Annotated in this window: 17 protein-coding genes, 1 tRNA gene and 1 pseudogene; 4 read left to right on the forward strand and 15 right to left on the reverse strand. The window is 44.3% G+C overall.

All coding sequences use genetic code 11. The annotated features are described in order from the left end of the window. Nucleotides 1–102 precede the first annotated feature (102 nt). The 3 genes from omp33-36 to F975_RS14625 all read left to right on the forward strand — a co-directional run bounded on the left by omp33-36 (nt 103) and on the right by F975_RS14625 (nt 2,325). On the forward strand, nt 103–1,005 hold the full coding sequence (gene omp33-36, locus F975_RS14615) for a porin Omp33-36 (RefSeq protein WP_004754683.1): 903 nt from the start codon (nt 103–105) through the stop codon (nt 1,003–1,005). Nucleotides 1,006–1,217: 212 nt separating this feature from the next. Then, nucleotides 1,218–1,592: a hypothetical protein gene (locus tag F975_RS14620; protein WP_004754685.1), complete on the forward strand. Its 375-nt coding sequence runs from the start codon at nt 1,218–1,220 to the stop codon at nt 1,590–1,592. 94 nt (nt 1,593–1,686) lie between these two features. Then, nucleotides 1,687–2,325 carry a DedA family protein gene (locus F975_RS14625; protein WP_004754687.1) on the forward strand — a complete coding sequence of 213 codons (639 nt, stop codon included), beginning with the start codon at nt 1,687–1,689 and terminating at the stop codon, nt 2,323–2,325. Nucleotides 2,326–2,370: 45 nt separating this feature from the next. Here the strand turns inward: F975_RS14625 and F975_RS14630 are convergent, their stop codons facing one another. The 4 genes from F975_RS14630 to F975_RS14645 form a co-directional block, all read right to left on the reverse strand. After that, nucleotides 2,371–2,748, reverse strand: coding sequence for a hypothetical protein (locus F975_RS14630; protein ID WP_004754689.1), 378 nt, complete (start codon nt 2,746–2,748; stop codon nt 2,371–2,373). An 8-nt stretch (nt 2,749–2,756) separates the two neighbouring features. Beyond that, nucleotides 2,757–3,593 (reverse strand): ParA family protein, encoded by an 837-nt coding sequence (locus F975_RS14635; protein ID WP_004754690.1) that lies wholly within the window; start codon nt 3,591–3,593, stop codon nt 2,757–2,759. An 81-nt stretch (nt 3,594–3,674) separates the two neighbouring features. Continuing rightward, nucleotides 3,675–4,064, reverse strand: a complete 390-nt coding sequence (locus tag F975_RS14640; RefSeq protein WP_004754692.1) for a SirB2 family protein — start codon at nt 4,062–4,064, stop codon at nt 3,675–3,677. Between the two features lie 9 nt (nt 4,065–4,073). Then, entirely contained in the window at nt 4,074–4,382 is a 309-nt protein-coding gene (locus F975_RS14645) for a BolA family protein (RefSeq protein WP_004754694.1), read from the reverse strand. Nucleotides 4,383–4,587: 205 nt separating this feature from the next. On the opposite strand from F975_RS14645, the gene F975_RS14650 reads away from it, so the two are divergent. Continuing rightward, a tRNA-Gly gene (locus F975_RS14650) sits at nt 4,588–4,663 on the forward strand. 360 nt (nt 4,664–5,023) lie between these two features. Here the strand turns inward: F975_RS14650 and F975_RS14655 are convergent. The 11 genes and pseudogenes from F975_RS14655 to astD all read right to left on the reverse strand — a co-directional run bounded on the left by F975_RS14655 (nt 5,024) and on the right by astD (nt 17,071). Next, nucleotides 5,024–5,606: pseudogene (locus tag F975_RS14655) on the reverse strand (TerD family protein). Between the two features lie 13 nt (nt 5,607–5,619). Continuing rightward, nucleotides 5,620–6,336, reverse strand: coding sequence for a TIGR00266 family protein (locus tag F975_RS14660; protein WP_004754700.1), 717 nt, complete (start codon nt 6,334–6,336; stop codon nt 5,620–5,622). Nucleotides 6,337–6,348: 12 nt separating this feature from the next. After that, the gene (locus F975_RS14665) at nt 6,349–7,629 is read right to left on the reverse strand and encodes a VWA domain-containing protein (RefSeq protein ID WP_004754702.1); all 1,281 of its coding nucleotides are present in this window, start codon (nt 7,627–7,629) and stop codon (nt 6,349–6,351) included. A gap of 99 nt (nt 7,630–7,728) precedes the next feature. Then, nucleotides 7,729–8,307 carry a TerD family protein gene (locus F975_RS14670; protein ID WP_004754704.1) on the reverse strand — a complete coding sequence of 193 codons (579 nt, stop codon included), beginning with the start codon at nt 8,305–8,307 and terminating at the stop codon, nt 7,729–7,731. A gap of 33 nt (nt 8,308–8,340) precedes the next feature. Continuing rightward, the gene (locus F975_RS14675; protein ID WP_004754706.1) at nt 8,341–9,420 is read right to left on the reverse strand and encodes a DUF475 domain-containing protein; all 1,080 of its coding nucleotides are present in this window, start codon (nt 9,418–9,420) and stop codon (nt 8,341–8,343) included. Nucleotides 9,421–9,433: 13 nt separating this feature from the next. Next, entirely contained in the window at nt 9,434–10,009 is a 576-nt protein-coding gene (locus F975_RS14680) for a TerD family protein (protein ID WP_004754709.1), read from the reverse strand. 23 nt (nt 10,010–10,032) lie between these two features. Further along, nucleotides 10,033–11,301: a TerD family protein gene (locus F975_RS14685; protein WP_004754710.1), complete on the reverse strand. Its 1,269-nt coding sequence runs from the start codon at nt 11,299–11,301 to the stop codon at nt 10,033–10,035. Between the two features lie 380 nt (nt 11,302–11,681). After that, nucleotides 11,682–13,160 (reverse strand): amino acid permease, encoded by a 1,479-nt coding sequence (locus F975_RS14690; RefSeq protein WP_004754712.1) that lies wholly within the window; start codon nt 13,158–13,160, stop codon nt 11,682–11,684. Between the two features lie 76 nt (nt 13,161–13,236). Continuing rightward, entirely contained in the window at nt 13,237–14,220 is a 984-nt protein-coding gene (gene astE / locus F975_RS14695; protein WP_004754714.1) for a succinylglutamate desuccinylase, read from the reverse strand. A 12-nt stretch (nt 14,221–14,232) separates the two neighbouring features. Beyond that, nucleotides 14,233–15,576 carry an N-succinylarginine dihydrolase gene (gene astB / locus F975_RS14700; RefSeq protein ID WP_004754716.1) on the reverse strand — a complete coding sequence of 448 codons (1,344 nt, stop codon included), beginning with the start codon at nt 15,574–15,576 and terminating at the stop codon, nt 14,233–14,235. Nucleotides 15,577–15,598: 22 nt separating this feature from the next. Beyond that, nucleotides 15,599–17,071 carry a succinylglutamate-semialdehyde dehydrogenase gene (gene astD / locus F975_RS14705; RefSeq protein WP_004754717.1) on the reverse strand — a complete coding sequence of 491 codons (1,473 nt, stop codon included), beginning with the start codon at nt 17,069–17,071 and terminating at the stop codon, nt 15,599–15,601. Nucleotide 17,072 lies beyond the last annotated feature (1 nt).

Consider the following 17,072-nt stretch of genomic DNA (forward strand, 5'->3'; position numbering starts at 1 on the left):
AAACTACAATTTTTAAACATTGTAATGCAGTCAAATTGATTGACTTAATATTTTGTAACAATAGAATAGTAGATATGTCTATTAGAAAGTTGAGAAATTAACATGAAAAAAATCGGTTTAGCTGCTGCGGTTCTATTTGCCATGACTACTGGTGCGCATGCATATCAATTTGAAGTAAAAGGTCAGTCTGAATACGTAGATACTACTGCCAATGATAAGAACTACACTGGTGACCTGCAAGGCACTTACTACTTTAAAAATGTAGATGCTTCTAAAGGTCCTTTAGCTGAAGCTGCATTTTTGAACAAAGCATCAAATGTATCAGTTGGTTACAGCTACGAGCAATATAACCAAAAAAATAGCATCAATTACCATGTTGGTACTTATGGTGTAAAAGGTGAAGGATACTTCAGTACTCCTTATACTGCTTCAATTCCATTATATGCAAATGCATCTTATAATCATACTGATGTAGATGGTAAAAATGCCATTTCTCGTGATGACAAAGGTGACCGTTATGCCTTAGAAGTCGGTGCAATGCCAACGAACAACTTCTTGCTTGCTGTAGGTTACACACGCACCAACCCATTGGCGCTTGATACCTTTGATATCATGAACTATGGTATTGCGAAATCTGTTGGCGAATCTACTTTTAGCAGTAATAAAGATTACGCTACAGCACGTGTAAAATATGTTGGCGCAATTGATGGTACAAACATGTCAATCGGTTTTGAAGGTAAAGCTATCTTCAACCACGAAGCTGCTTATGGTTTAAAAACTGACTTATACTTAACTCCAGCACTTAGCGTTGGTGTTTCATTTGCGGATACCTCTAGATTTAACTATTACCCTGGCTTCAGTTATGACCATGTTTGGGGTGCTGACGTAAATTACTTCGTGACTCCAGCAATTTCAGTTGGTGCAACTTATGTAAAAGCAAATGCTAAAAATGGCAACAACTTAGATACTGACACTGTTGGTTTAAATGCAAGTGTACGTTTCTAATTTAGATATTTAATCTAAAACTAAAAGGGTTCATCTGAGCCCTTTTTTGTTGCCTATACGTCCAATGCAATATTACGTTTACGCTGTCTTAAAAACTGTATTTTTTCACAACTTAAAAAAATCTTTTACACTTGTCATGTAAATCTTGAAATGAGTTCCCTATTAAATTGCTTAACATAGCAAGCAAAACAAAATTTTGAATAGGTCAACCTATGCGATTACATAATCTTGGGGTGATTATTGGATGTTGCATCACACTGATCGCCTGCTCCCAAACCAGCCCTATTTTTAAAGGCCAAGATCACTGGATTGGAACTTGGCAAAGTCCACATAGTGAACTCAAGATTCAGCGTGATGGTCAATTGCAATATCATGAAAGCCAATATCAACAGCAACGTACAGCACATAGCCAATCTGAAAGTACTGAACAATCTGAAATGACGGCACCAATTACTGTACTCAATGCTCAATACATTCAAGCCGGTACTCCTGAATTTGGTAATCGGTTTAAAATCGATAAAGCACCCTATTTGCTAAAAGGGCATTGGCATGCTGTTATTGATGGTAAAGACTTTATCAAAAAATAAACTATAACTCGCGCAAAAATGGTACAGCTTGGTTACTGACATTCCATGTAGGGGCTGCTAGCATCTAGCTATCCTTTGCTGCCCTTACTTCCACATGGAACTCATCAATTTCATTTTACATATCGATCAACATCTTCTTGAATTTATAAAACAATACGGTGTCTGGATTTATGCCATCTTGTTTTTGATTATTTTTGTCGAAACAGGTCTGGTGGTTATGCCTTTTCTACCAGGTGACAGCATGTTATTTGCAGCAGGTGCTCTAGCCGCCTCTACAGGGCAAATGAACCCATGGCTGTTAATCGGCTTGCTGTTTATCGCTGCCGTGCTGGGTGATACCTTAAACTATCACATCGGGCGCTATATTGGTCCGCGTATATTTGAAATGGAATCACGCTTTATTAAAAAAGATCACTTACTTAAAACTCATGTATTTTTTGAAAAATACGGCGGAAAAACTATTATTATTGCGCGCTTTATGCCGTTTATTCGCACCTTCGCACCTTTTGTTGCTGGTGCAGGTCGTATGAACTACAAACACTTTTTAGCTTTTAATGCGATTGGCGGATTGGCTTGGGTGGGTTCATTTATTACGCTCGGTTATTTTTTTGGAACACATCCTTTTGTCAAAGATAACTTTAGCCACCTGATGCTCGGTATTATTGTATTTAGCTTACTTCCTGCCATTATTGAGTTTGTGCGGGCAAAAATTCGCACCAACAGAGCCAGCTAAACTAAAAAAATAAAAAAAGGTCGAAGCATCGACCTTTTTTTATTCTCATGATCTTTTCACTGTCAAGATTCGGCAATTTTTAAAATGCGCAGCTTGTACAATGGCATCCTGCTGTCCCATTAATTGGGCGATTTCACTACGTTTAGTATTAGATGACTGTCCCAAATTGACCGAAAAGGTCGGGCCAAAACCCCAGCCGCTTCGTCCCCAGCCACCACCAACACCGACCCCGACACCCGTGCGTTTTTCTGGCTCTACGCCTTGTTCAAGATAGTGCTGAATACGGTCATATTCACTTTGTAATTGTGTGCAGTTCAGTGCCTGATACTGGGTAGGCGACACGTAACTGGGTTTGACTGTTGTGGCGCAACCTGTCAATACCATACCAATCACTAGACTTGCTGCTATCGCCCATTTGTTCATATCTCACCTCAGGAAAGTTGTTCTATTTCTGCAAACAAAGCCGAATATGCCTGACTGAGTTTGTGTTCGGGTGCAAGGTAAATCAAAGGTTTATTCTTGTGATGTGATTCTTTCATCAGGATCGAAGGCGGCAACATGTTATTCAAGACAGGTAAACCCTGATCTTTAAGTTGCTGTACCACTTCTCGCGGCAATTTTGCCTGAGCCTGAAACTGATTCACCACAATCCCTTCAATTTCCAGTCGTTGGTTATGATCATCTTGCGTTTCTAAGATATTTTCAATAAGTGTTTGTAAGGCACGTTGTGAAAATACGTCACAATCAAAGGGAATCAGCACACGGTCAGCAGCAATCAACGCCGACAGGGTAAAGAAATTAAAGGCCGGTGGCGTATCAATATAAATACGGTCATATTTTCCAGACAGCTCGGCAATGGCATCGCGCAGTTTATAAATCTTATGTTTGCTTTCCAGACTGTGTTCCAGTGCGCCAAGGCTTGGACTAGCCACCAAAATATCCAGATGGTTAAAAGGTGACTGATGGGTATAGCTTTCCAGACCTTGTGACCGTGATTTGAGCAGCACCCCCAGAGTATTACCGATCAGGCTTTTATTGGAGCTTCCCAAAACTTCCTGATAAAAATTTTCAATATTCGGTTCCAATGCCTGCTGGCGACCATTAAATGTGGCGGCATCTCCAAGCAGATACTGGCTGGCATTGGACTGCGGATCAAGGTCAATCACCAGTGTTTTTAAACCATGATGGGCACTCAGACTGGCAAGATTCACTGCAATGCTAGATTTCCCAACTCCACCTTTCTGATTGAAAATGACACGTGTCAGCATAGTTTTGTCCTAATTATTTTAATGGTCTGATGCCCTAGTCTATCCTAGAGCTTTTTGCCCGTGATGAAAGCTGTCCAACAATTATGAAAATACGGGTTTGATCTTCACCAACAGTAAAATTGCAAACAAGGCAATCCAAGCAATCACGATACCTGCACGGCGCTGTACCAGCAAAATCCCTTCTTTACAACGAAATGCCTTGATTAATGAAGAAAAAATAACAACAAATAGCGCGGCTTTAGCATAAAACCAAGGTTGCACCTGAAAATGTTTCATCCATAACAATGCCCCTCCCGTCAACAACATCAGCGTAAAAGTTGAATGTTGCAATGCAATCACCAAACGCGGTGTTTTGGCGGCAAGCTGCTCATCCTGCATACGAAATAGGTGTCTGCTGCTCAGCGCGAGCATCAACAGTAACAATACAACGCCTACACCATGCAGGATTTTTAATAAGAGCAACGTATTCATGCAGTATCCTTAAGCTTTAGGTGCATGGGCACATTCTGGGCTGGCAGGTGCTTGACCTTCCCATTCACTTGGCAGATAGGCATGAATGGCTAAAGCATGGATTGCACTAGGCACCAGTAATTCTGCGGCAAGTGTATAAATTTTTTGATGACGCTGAACCAGACGCAAGCCTGCAAATGCCTCACTGACAATCACCACCTTAAAATGTGATTCTTTTCCAGGATAATACCCTCCATGTCCTGCTGATTCATTAATCACTTCTAAATGGCTAGGCTGTAGCTGTTGTAACCGCTCAATTAATTGTTGCTCTAAACTCATGAGAAACTGTCCTGTTACATAAAAAGATCATGTCTTGAGTATAGCAATTTTTGATAAATTCACAGGGTTTTCTAGTTGATGAAAGCATTTAGATTGCGATCAGCATTTAAAATCTTTCAGATTTTGCTTTTATTTTATGCAATTAATTCAATAAACCTAGAAAATGAGTTGATTCTAAATCTACTTAATGTAATATATGCCTCACGCGGGAATAGCTCAGTTGGTAGAGCATAACCTTGCCAAGGTTGGGGTCGCGAGTTCGAGTCTCGTTTCCCGCTCCAAATTCAAAAGGCACTTATCAAAAGATAAGTGCCTTTTTCTTTGCGTAATTTACTCTCAGGAGAAAACTCCATAAAGATGGAGTACATCTCTCACAACATCATCCCCAAATCAAAATAAGACTGCTGTTCGGGTTTCAGCCTCTCTATCATTTTTTAAAGTTTTTGCTTTTCATATTTTCGCGACACATTTCCCCAATCCTTTTCATATTTTCATATAGATCTTCAACTTAAATTTTTGGTTTAAAAAACATAAAACTATGATCTTTCTATCTCTGGCTTCAAGCTGATTCAAAATCAAATACCAGCCATTAAAAAAGCCTGAGTTGATCACAACTCAGGCTTGGCTTCAAATATGACAATTTATAGATAATTCACCACATGTGGTACGATGTCATGCAAGGTACGCCCGTTGCAGGTTTCGCCTAATGCAGACATTTTCCATGTGCCATCATGACGGTAGACCTTGGCAATAATCAATGCCGTATAGTTGCCTTTGGCTGACAGATTATAGTGTGCAATTTGCTGATTGCTGTTTTGATCGACAAAACGCATTTTCCACTTTTTCAAAAGTCTGACCACGAAAACTACTGATGGTAAAGACAATCGAAGTGACGTTCGATGGAACTTGACTTAAGTCAACATAAACCACTTCATCATCGCCATCGCCATCGCCTGCACCTGTCAGATTATCACCCGAATGCACAATGCTGCCATCACGGCTACGCAACTGCCCAAAATAGACATTGTCGACTTGGCGTTTGTTGGCATCAAAGGTGATTGCCGATACGTCCAAATCAATGCTGTTATTGCCACCACCAAACATGCCAAATAAACCACCACTTTTGGCAACGTCCCAGCCTGCGCCTAAAAAGATTTTTGACAGGCTTGAACCATCTTGTTTTGCGAGTGAAATTTTCTGACCTTTAACTAAGCTAATGCTCATGTTTTTTCCTATTTTATGATCGTTGGCCTAAATTGAGTACTGACGCCAACCAAGCAATGTAACTGTTGCGATTTCGCGAACAAATAATGACTTTACCATAGCCTTGAAACTTTAAGACCATGCCTTCGCCACTGGTGACACTATTTAACAAATTGCCCAACATGCCGCGATTACGCGAGCTTGGCATACCAATGTTATAGCTTAATGATGAATCCCATGCGACCACATGACCATTATCAATAATGGTCTCACCGTTTTGCGGATTGACCTCAACTTCCATCAGCGTACCGCAACCTGAAATACACAGTTGCCCCTGCCCTGAGGTTTCCATTACTACAAAACCACCATTGTCACCAAACAGACTGCCACCCAAATTGGTCTGGACTTTGGCTTTGACATTGACCTGTTCAGTCGATGCCACAAATGCGCCATCGGACAGCACATATTGCTGCTGGCCAATATTTAAAATCTGCATGTCGCCATCAAGGTTGGGGGAGAGTAAACACTCGCCAGCCCCAAAAGAGGCTTTGATTTCTTGCTGGAACAGCGATTCACCTGTAGTGAATTTACGCATCACTGACTGGAACAAACCTCCACGCAGGTTACCGCCAAGCTCCAGATTCGATTCCATCATGACCATGGCATCGGATTCACAATAAATTTTTTCACCCTGACGCAGTGATACATGTAAAAAAGGTTCAGGTGTTCCAACCAAATTAAATTCAGCCATGTTGTGATCCTCTTAATTTAAAATCTGTTTTGTTTTGGCCTGTTCAAGCCACTGTGGGAATTCTTGTAGCATCAGATCATACAACTCACTTTCTGAGAGGCTGTGTAAATGGTCGATGGCAAAAAAATTACAGTTATCAAGCACACGACCATTTAAGTTATCGAGCTGCTCTAAAATTCCATAACCACGCCCACCGATCCCGATAAATTGCCAGAAGATCGGCTGGTTAGAGTTCTCACGCAGCAGACGCTTAATCTGCGTCGCACTGCCAATACCACCGTCAGAAATAAAGATGATATAAACAGGCAAGTTATCTGGCTGTTCTTTGAGAAAATACTGCACCACATCCTGCATCACCGCAGGTTCATTGTTAATGCACGCTCCTGCCTGCCATTTCTTATAACCACCCTGTTCGCAGTTAATAAAATCAGGCAGGTTATGCAATGACACATCACTTAAACGCAGTGGCCGCTCGGCAAATGCCCAGCATTCAAAATTGGCATCATCATCAAAGTTGACGGCAAGTGGCATCACCCGATCCAGCACTTGCTGTACATCACCACGGCGATATTGTCCCAGCATGGAACCCGAATAATCCAACACCAATGCCACGCGTGCCCGCACGCCAATAAGCTGATTTTTTTCCAGACTGATCAGGGATTTTTTGGTTAAATCCAGCAAATGCGGAGCATCTGCCTGCACCTTGTCTAAAATAATTTTTTTACGCAAATCTACAGCCGAGATACCCGATACAACTGGCACTACGGGTGTGCTGACCTTAGCACCAAAATGCTCGACCAGCGTGTCCAAGCCACCACTAAAACCCTGCCCTATAGCAGCCAAATGCCATGCATCATTTTTAAAATACACCTCTAGCAGCATCAGGGCTTTTTCCTGCTTAAAGCTGCTGCCCAGCAGGCGGTAACTGGCAACCACTTCAGATTTGCTATTGATCAGCTCGACCACACCACTTTGAATATCGCACATACTGAGTTGTTGATTTTCAAGCGTGGCACAAAACACCAGATGTGCCACCTTGTTGGAGTTGGTTTTAGCAAGATTAATCTGGAATTCATGAATCATTCCATTCACGCTATAGCAGACCTCATTTTTTGGTGAATGAGGTTGGTTATAAAACACCATATAATCGTCATGAATAAGCCGACCCTGCTGATCGAGCATAAAGCAGGAAACATCAAGAGGATGCGGAGTATTGAATTGAACGCGTAACCGAAATTGCTGTTGTTCGAATAAATTTTTCAGCGGGAGCTTTTGCCCTGAAATGAGTTCCATGTGAATAGATTCTTGTCGATTAGCACTTGAAAAACAGCTGATTTGCAAACAATTTTTCAAGTGCTAAAAGATTACTCTTTTAGCACTTTGACAATTTATTTATACAGCGACGCCATAACTGGCAGCCAATGCGCCCAAGCCACCATTGAAACCTTGACCAACGGCTTTGAATTTCCATTCACCGTTATGACGGTACAATTCACCAAAAATCATCGCAGTTTCAGTGCTGCCATCTTCTGACAAGTCAAAACGCGCCACTTCTTCGTTGGCATTGTCTTTGTTCAATACACGGATATATGCTTTGTCGACCTGACCAAAGTTCTGGCTGTTTTGCTGACCTTCGTGAATGTTGACTGCAAAAATCACTTTTGCCACGTCCGCTGGAACTTTGGCTAAATTGACTGATACAGTTTCATCATCACCGTCGCCTTCACCTGTACGATTATCACCGTTGTGAACGACTGAACCACAATCTGACTGTTTTTGGTTAAAGAAAATAAAGTCGGTATCACGACGAACTTTACCATTTTCACTGACTAAAAATGCTACAGCGTCAAGATCAAATGCCTTACCATCGGTCACACGTGGGTTCCAACCTAAGCCAAGATCGACAAGGTTCATACTCGGTGCAGTTTTAGATAAGTTGATGTTGCCGCCTTTAGACAAGTTAATTGCCATGATTTAAATTTCCTTCTGCTGTATCAAATTAAATTAATGTTGTTTTTTACTATAAGAGATTGAAGATAGAACTGCCCAAACAATAAAGGCAATCCCAATAAGACCAGTGACCACTTCAGGTACATGTACACCCGTACCACTGGCGAGCATAATAAATGCGAGCGCACCAATTGCATAATGCGCACCATGCTCTAGAAATATATAGGCATCCAGTGTGCCTTTTTCAACCAAGAAGACGGTCATAGACCGTACAAACATCGCACCGATTGCCAAACCGAGCATAATAATTACCACATCGTTGGTAATTGCAAATGCCCCGATCACGCCATCAAAACTAAACGAAGCATCGAGAACTTCCAGATATAAAAAACCGCCGATGCCGCCTTTTGCTACGGTTGCAACAGTGTCACCTATCGATGTGCCTTGCTGATTATTTTCAGTTTCTTCGTCATCTGCATCGCTACTTTCGAGCAAGTGACCGATCACCTGCACGCCAATATAAACCACAATGCCCCAGATCCCTGACACCATCACAGCTAGTTTGGTTGCTTCTGGTACAAAGTGCGCCATGACCAACAGTGAAATCAGTGCCAAAAATACTGAAATCGCAGGAATACTGGCTAAATTGGCGAGCTTCGACTCTAACCAGTGAAACCAGTGCGAGTCTTTTTCATCATCAAACAAAAAGTTTAAGAATACGAGTAGCAAGAACATGCCACCAAAAGCTGAAATTTCAGGATGATGTGCCAAGAGTTTTTCAGAGTAACTTTTCGGGTCATTCAGTGCCAGTTGGGCAACATCAACAATGCTCATATCTGCCGTAACCCCCACAATTAATAGTGGGAATAACAAACGCATACCAAATACGGCAACAATAATCCCGGCGGTTAAAAACAAGGTACGCCAGAATTGGTTCCATGTTTTGAGTACCGAAGCATTTACTACAGCATTGTCAAACGACAGTGAAACTTCCATCACGGCTAAAATCCCCGTGATCGCAAGGGCTTTGAGCATGGTCATCAGCCCCGCGTCTGCCCCGTGGGTAAAGCCCCAGTAGGCAGACAACGCAAGACAGACGATGCTGAAAATGATCGAAAAACGAAAATGTTTCATCGAACCTGCTCAGTTAGATATTGATGCCATATTGATGGCACATCATGCGCAGACCACCCGCATAACCCTGCCCTACTGCGCGGAATTTCCATTCACCGTTGTGGCGATACAATTCACCAAACACCATCGCAGTTTCAGTCGAATAGTCTTCATTTAAATCAAAACGTACGATTTCATGTTGTGAAGCATTATTTACGATGCGGATAAAGGCATTTTGCACCTGACCAAAGTTTTGGTGACGCGCTTCAGCATCATGAATGGTTACGGTAAAAATGATTTTTTGTACATCGGCAGGTAAACGCGTCAAATCAATTTTCAGGCTTTCATCATCGCCATCGCCTGCACCTGTACGGTTGTCGCCCGTATGTTCAACTGAACCTTCTGGTGAACGCGGCTGGTTATAAAAAATAAAATCGTGTTCACCACGAACTTTGTCGTTCGCGCCCAATAAAAATGCAGATGCATCCAAGTCAAAATCGACGCCATCAGTTGCACGCGCATCCCAGCCTAAACCCACTAAAACTTGGGTTAATGACGGATCAGTCTTGCTAAGTGAAAGATTGCCGCCTTTATTTAATGTAATTGCCATTTTATTGTTTCCTCTTATTTCAACTATTTACGCCCGACTGTCCATCTAAAACCAAAACTATAATGTTCATCGAGCTTTTGTTGGTCATCAAAATATTGCACTTGGCGGTTGGCCTGAATTTGCCCACCCACATTTTTTAATTCCACAATTGCACAGGTACTGAGGTAACCGCCTTCATTGACAGGCACTTCAATCGGTGGCTGATTGGGAAGCTGCATATTTACAATAGCATCGGTTGCTGCCCAGTTTGCTGCACCTTCGTAAATATATGTATAAATAACAATACGTTTAATCTGATCCCAATGTTCGCCATTGATCCATAGATTTTCACCGTTTAAGGATGAGCCTGTGCGGTCATCGCCTTGCAACTCGGCATAAGGCGATTTTTCATAACTGCCAAAACGATTGCCAAGCGCCTGAACAATATGAATCGCGCCGTTTTGCATCTCGATCATGGCACCCAAGTCCAGATCAACCGACTGCGATGCACTGAGCTTGCGAAAGAAACTCTTGCCACGATCGCCACCTGAACGGTTCCAGTTCAAATTGACCTGAATCTTGCCAAATGAACCATTGTATTTGGTGAGGTTAATCGATGAATTGGGCTTATCTAAACGAATCTTGGACAGGTTAATCGAACTGGGTGGTGGCGTCGGTTGTGCTGTAGGCGTAGTCGAGCTGACAGGCTGACCAAAAATATTTGCATTGTTACTTGTAGTTGGTGGTGCAACGCTCGGACTCGGCTGTGGTTGCGGTGGGGCTGCAGATGGCTCAGCCACTTCCACACCAAAGTTTTCCGCCAAAGGTTTTAAGCCACCGTTAAAGCCCTGATCGACAAAACGGTATTTCCAGCGACCATTGTGGTTATAGACTTCCGCCAAAATCAGCGCCTTTTCGGTTTTGCTCTGAGTATTAATCTCTGATGTTGCAACTACATGACCATCGCTGAGTAAATCGATACTGAGTTGCTGCAAGTCTCGAATATGCGCAGGCTCAGTCAATGTGGCACAAATCGCAATTTTGCCAATCGCGCTATCAAGCTGTGCGGTATTGATTCGTATTCGGGTTAAATGGTCAGGTTGACTCGCCGACTCAAATAACTGAATACTTTGGTTTGGCGTATGGGTTTGCCCATAGAAAATCATGTCGGTATCACCACGGACTTTTTGCGTGGTCTGTGCCAGTAAATACGCGGTAATATCTAAATCTATGGCTTGGGGAACACGCGCTCGAATCACGAGTTCGACTGACGGAGTAGGTAAAACCGTATTTGCACCTGCGATAAGTTGCATCACACACCTTTTGTTATGTTCTCAGTTTGATGTCTAAATAAAATAAGGTCTTTTGCATTTTTAATGCGAAATCTTTATATAAAAACAACACTTTATATAGACTTTAATTATAAATAGCGATTTTATTTATATCACAGATCAGTCTTCCCCCCAACGAATCTTGCATAAAAAAACAAACCCTCAAAGGATTGAAACTTTGAGGGTGTTTGGGGAGATATCTCTTAAATTCATCAAATACAGCGTTCGGGTTGAAATTGCCTTACATGAAACTTGGCTGTGCGATGTTTTTATTCCTTATGATGTTTTATGAAAGCAGTCTGTTTTTTTGGTTTAAGCAACTGCCTACGCTCACGAAGCAAGGCAGTTACAATTTTTATGGTTTAGTCTGACTCTGGCTCAATACGACGCCCGCGTTCTAACACCCAAGTCCGTTCTGGGTCGCGGTTACTGCGGTATTTGTAGGCAATAAATAATCCGATAAACCAAATCGGTGAAGCAAACAATGAAATGCGGGTATCATGATCGAGACATAAAATCGCCACCACAAACACCATAAACGCGATGCCTGCCCAGCTCATAAAAATCCCCGCAGGCATTTTATAGGCCGATTGCTCATGTAAATCAGGACGTTGTTTGCGGTAAGCCAAATATGATAACAAAATCATACCGAAGGCAAACACAGTTAAAATCGAGGTAAATGCGGTCACAATATTAAATGCCGACATGACATTTGGCGTGATAAATAAAATCGTGGTGCCTGCCACCACACAACCCATCGAACACAAAATCGCTTGAACAGGGACTTTACCTTTGGACAATCGGGTAAAGCGCTGTGGTGCATCCTGCTCAACCGCCAAACCATACAGCATACGGCTGGTGGCAAAGATTCCGCTGTTTGCCGAAGACATGGCAGAGGTCAGTACCACAAAGTTCACCACGGCAGCAGCAGCAGTTAGTCCCACCAGTTTAAACAGCGCGACAAAAGGGCTTTGGTTCGGGTCAACATGCTGCCATGACATCACCGAAATAATCACCAGCAAAGCGCCAATGTAAAACAACAGAATACGCCAAGGAATCGAGTTAATGGCTTTTGGCAATGATTTTTCAGGGTTTTTAGTTTCTGCGGCAGTTGTCCCGACCAGTTCGATGCCCAAAAAGGCAAACACTGCCATTTGAAAACCGCTTAGAAAACCCGTAATGCCATGCGGGAGAAACGAGGCTGGATCGGTAATATGCTTAAAGGATGCTTTGACACCATTTGGCGATACAAAACCGATGCTGACCAGACTAATACCCAAAATCAAAAAGGCAATAATCGCCACAATCTTGATCATGGAAAACCAGAACTCGGTTTCACCAAACATTTTTACGGTCAGCAAATTCAGCGTGGTTAAAATGCTAATAGTGGCCAAGGCAGGCAACCACACAGGCAAGTCGGGATACCAGAACTGCATATAACCGCCTATGGCAATAATATCGGCAATCGCGGTCACCACCCAACCCAGCCAGTATGACCAGCCCAGAAAAAAGCCTGCCCATGGCCCTAGATACGCTGTGGCAAAATCCACAAACGATTTATAGCTGGTGTTGGAGAGTAACAATTCTCCCATGGCACGCATGACAAAAAAGAAGAAAAAACCAACGATCATATAGGTCAATAAAACCGATGTTCCCGAAGATGCAATGGTCTGACCTGACCCCATGAACAGTCCCGTACCAATCGCGCCACCAATGGCAATCAACTGGATATGCCGATTGCTTAATGCTCGGTCAAGTTGCGGTTCCTGCTCTATATGATGATGACCCAACAGATCACCATCCCCCATTAATGCGTGAGTCTCTTTATGTTCCCGATTCATCGCCACTCCTAGCCAGCATTGCGCTGTAATTAACTGTCAGTCCTTTTCATTTCTGCTGTGACGGAAGCTTTGGGTGCTAAGCGCCTGTGTCTTCTGTCAGCATCAGCCCTGCACGTAATCCTTTTTGTACGTTCGGGTTGGGAAATAAAATCCATTCTTGTGTGTGCTGCACCCGCGTTTCCTGCTGTTGCTGGGTACACAATAGCTCTCCCTGCTCGAACACGGTAAAATTCGGGGCATCATCACTGAGATACAGCTTGAAGTCGTCATGTTGCTTGAGCAGTGAATACTGCACCTGAAACTGACGCATCGCACTGTGTTTACCACGGGGTGGTAAAGCTTGCCCTGCCACCACACTGCGCAACATGGTGTCAGTTGCTTGGAACTGACTCAGGTCGTTGCAGCCAAAAGGCAAGGCTTTGCCCAGCTCCAGCGTACAGCTAGAGGCTTGGCAGGTTTCTGCGGTCAACTGGCTAAAGGTGCGTCCAAGGCTCTGGTGTCGTACCAGAGCATCTAAATCTGCTGCCTCCAGCGAGCTTAAAAATTCAAGATCGAAAGGTTCACTTTTATACGGCAGCAAACCAAAGGTTGGTAACAGTGATGCACGGATAGCGGTGTGCAAGTCATAGTGCAGACGAATCGCCTGTGGGTCACTGTGCTGCATAAATTGCTGCACCAGTTGCTCCAACCCTTTGGCACGTGCAGTTTCAGCGCTTTCTGTAAACTCACTGACCCCGCCCATAAACATGCGGTTCAGGTCAGCATTCAGATAACGCTGCCCCTGACGCATGGCATCTGGATTACCAAAAATGATCAGCAAGCGGACTTGTAATGCCAATTTCCTAGCAAACAGATCGCTACACAGTTGATTTAACAACTCAATCGGCGCAGTTTCATTGCCATGAATACCAGCCGAAAGCACCACCACTTTGTGATAGCCTTGCACTGGCGTCAGTTCCAGTACCCCTTCTGCCAACCAGTGCCAAGCAAAACCATGCTGCTGCCCCTGCTGTGGCTCAGGGAATTGACCACTGAGCGTCATTGCCAAGAAATCCTGCATCACTGACCACTCCTAAATCTGTTGGAACGGGTAGATCGAACCTAAATTCAGCAATACCGTTAGTTCATCCAGTGCCTGACGGCTTTCAATCAACAACTGTGGATCGACCAGATCCGCCTGGGTTAAACGGTCACGGTAATGACGATCAACCCATTGATTCAGTGCGCCAAATAGCTGCTCATTCATCAGCACTTTGGGATTCACCGCCTGTAATTCCTGCTCATTCAAGGCAACACGCAAACGTAAGCAGGCAGGCCCACCACCGTTTTGCATACTTTCACGTAGGTCAAATACTTTAATGTCATCAATCGGTGTACCCATTTGAATCATGTCATTCAGGTAGCCCCAAACTGCCGCATTTTTGCGAGATTCTTCAGGCACCACAATGCTCATGCCACCATCTGGGCGGGTCAAAATCTGACTGTTAAACAGATAAGTCGCTACGGCATCATCCACTGAAACACGTTGGGTCGGCACTTCAATCGCAATCAGTTCTTGCTCTAGCGTTGCCATTTTGCGGCGGATTTCATCCAGTGCCTGTACCTGATGTAAAAACGCCTGTTGATGGTGAAATAACACTTGCTGGTTGCTGACCGCGATTACGTCATTATGGAAAACGCCCTGATCAATCACGTCAGGATGCTGCTGAACAAAGACTGTGTGTGCAGCATCGAGCTGATGCAAACGCGCAATCGCTTCACTGGCTTCACGGGTCTGACGTGCTGGGTAACGTTTCGGCCCTGCTTCACCATTAAAATGCTGCTGTCCATAAACAAACACCTGCACACTGCGCTCAGCATAGCTGCCACCTAAACGGTTGTGGTTGGCTGCACCTTCATCGCCAAACAGCGCCACTTGAGGTAATGCCGCATGATGCGCGAAATGTTGCTCATCACGGAAAATCGCCTGCAAGACCTGCGAAGTGGTATCCGCTTCAATCGAACGGTGAAACTTATTGTTGAGGTTGGCTGCGGTAAAATGCACCCGACCATCGGCACTGTCGGCAGACGGCGAAACGGTTGCTGCATTGGCTGTCCACATACAGGATGCTGAGCTTAATGATGAAAGCAGTTGCGGTGCGTACTGCATCGCTTGCGCAAGTACGCTGGCATCATCACCACGAAAACCGAGCTTACGCAACATCGGTACATGTGGACGCTCATGCGGCACCAACACACCTTGCTTCAAGCCCAAATCACTCAGGGCTTTCATTTTTTCTAAACCTTGCTTGGCCGCAAGTTTCGGGTTGGACACCAGATTGCGGTGTTTGGTCGAGGCTTCATTGCCAAATGACAAACCTGCATAGTGGTGAGTGGGGCCAACTAAACCATCAAAATTGACTTCATAACCTAACATTTTCTTCTCCAATTTCCGTGGCTTATTGCAACACCAACCCTGGTGTTAATTTTTCAGGCAGGCTCAGGCTGTCAGTTTCCAGCGACGCCATTGGCCATGCGCAGTAATCCGCTGCATAAAAAGCACTTGGACGATGGTTGCCCGATGCACCGACACCGCCAAACGGTGCAGCACTGGATGCACCTGTTAATGGTTTGTTCCAGTTGACAATCCCTGCGCGGGCTTCAATCAACAGCTCGTCAAACAATGCGCGTTGCGTTGCAATCAAACCCACTGCCAAGCCAAAACGGGTTTTGTTCGCCAACTCTACAGCCTGTGCAAAATCGTCATAACGCTGAATACAGGTCAATGGGCCGAAATATTCTTCATCAGGCAGATTGGCAACGCCTGTCACCTCTAAAACACCTGCACTGAGTAAGCTGCTATCCGCTTGCAAACGGGTCATGGCGAGCAATGAAGTTGCCCCCAAATCCAGAAGGGTTTGCTGTGCCTTTAACATGCGCTCAGCCGCAGCCGATGAAATCACCCCACCCATAAATGGTTGTGGTTCAGCATCCCAAGCGCCGATCTGTAGCTTGCCTGCCACCTCAACCAGACGCTGAATGAACGCATCGCCTTGTGCGCCACGTTTCACCAAAATACGACGGGCACAGGTACAGCGTTGTCCCGCAGAAATAAAGGCGGATTGAATGGCGACATTGACCGCAGCATTAACATCTTCAAAATCTTCCACGATCAGCGCGTTGTTGCCACCCATTTCCAGTGCCAAGATTTTCTCAGGCGCGCCTGCCATCTGATGGTTCAACTGGTAGCCTGTGTTGGCACTACCTGTAAACAATAATCCATCAATTTCATGGTGTTGCGAAAGGTCTTCGCCTGTTTCACGACCACCTTGAACCAAGTTCAATACGCCACTCGGTAAGCCTGCCTGTTGCCACAACTTCACGGTTTCTTCGGCAGTCCACGGTGTAAGTTCGCTCGGTTTAAACACGATACTGTTGCCTGCAATCAGTGCAGGAACAATGTGCCCGTTGGGTAAATGCCCCGGGAAGTTATACGGGCCAAATACCGCAAGCACACCATGTGGACGGTGACGTAACGATGCCACACCATCTGCCATAGTCGTGCTGCTCTCACCTGTGCGCTGTTCATAGGCACGCAGTGAAATCGCGACTTTACCGATCATGGCTTGCACTTCAGTCAAAGTTTCCCAGTACGGTTTACTGGTTTCCTGACTAATCACTTCCGCCAACTGGTTTTTGTTTTGTTCTAGCAAACTGGCAAAGCGTTGTACCACTTCAACCCGCGCATCTAGGCTTTGACGCACCCAGTGTTTAAATGCGCTGCGGGCTGCCTGACAAGCGGCATCCACGTCGGCTGAATTTGCTGAATTTGATTTCCAAATCAATCTGTTAGTGACTGGGTTGGTTTTTTCTAGGGACGTACCTCGCCCTTGCAGCCATGTTCCTGCAATATATAAAGCTTGTTCTGACATG

Origin of the sequence: Acinetobacter brisouisimilis (genome assembly GCF_000368265.1) — a bacterium.
Classification (GTDB): Bacteria; Pseudomonadota; Gammaproteobacteria; order Pseudomonadales; family Moraxellaceae; genus Acinetobacter.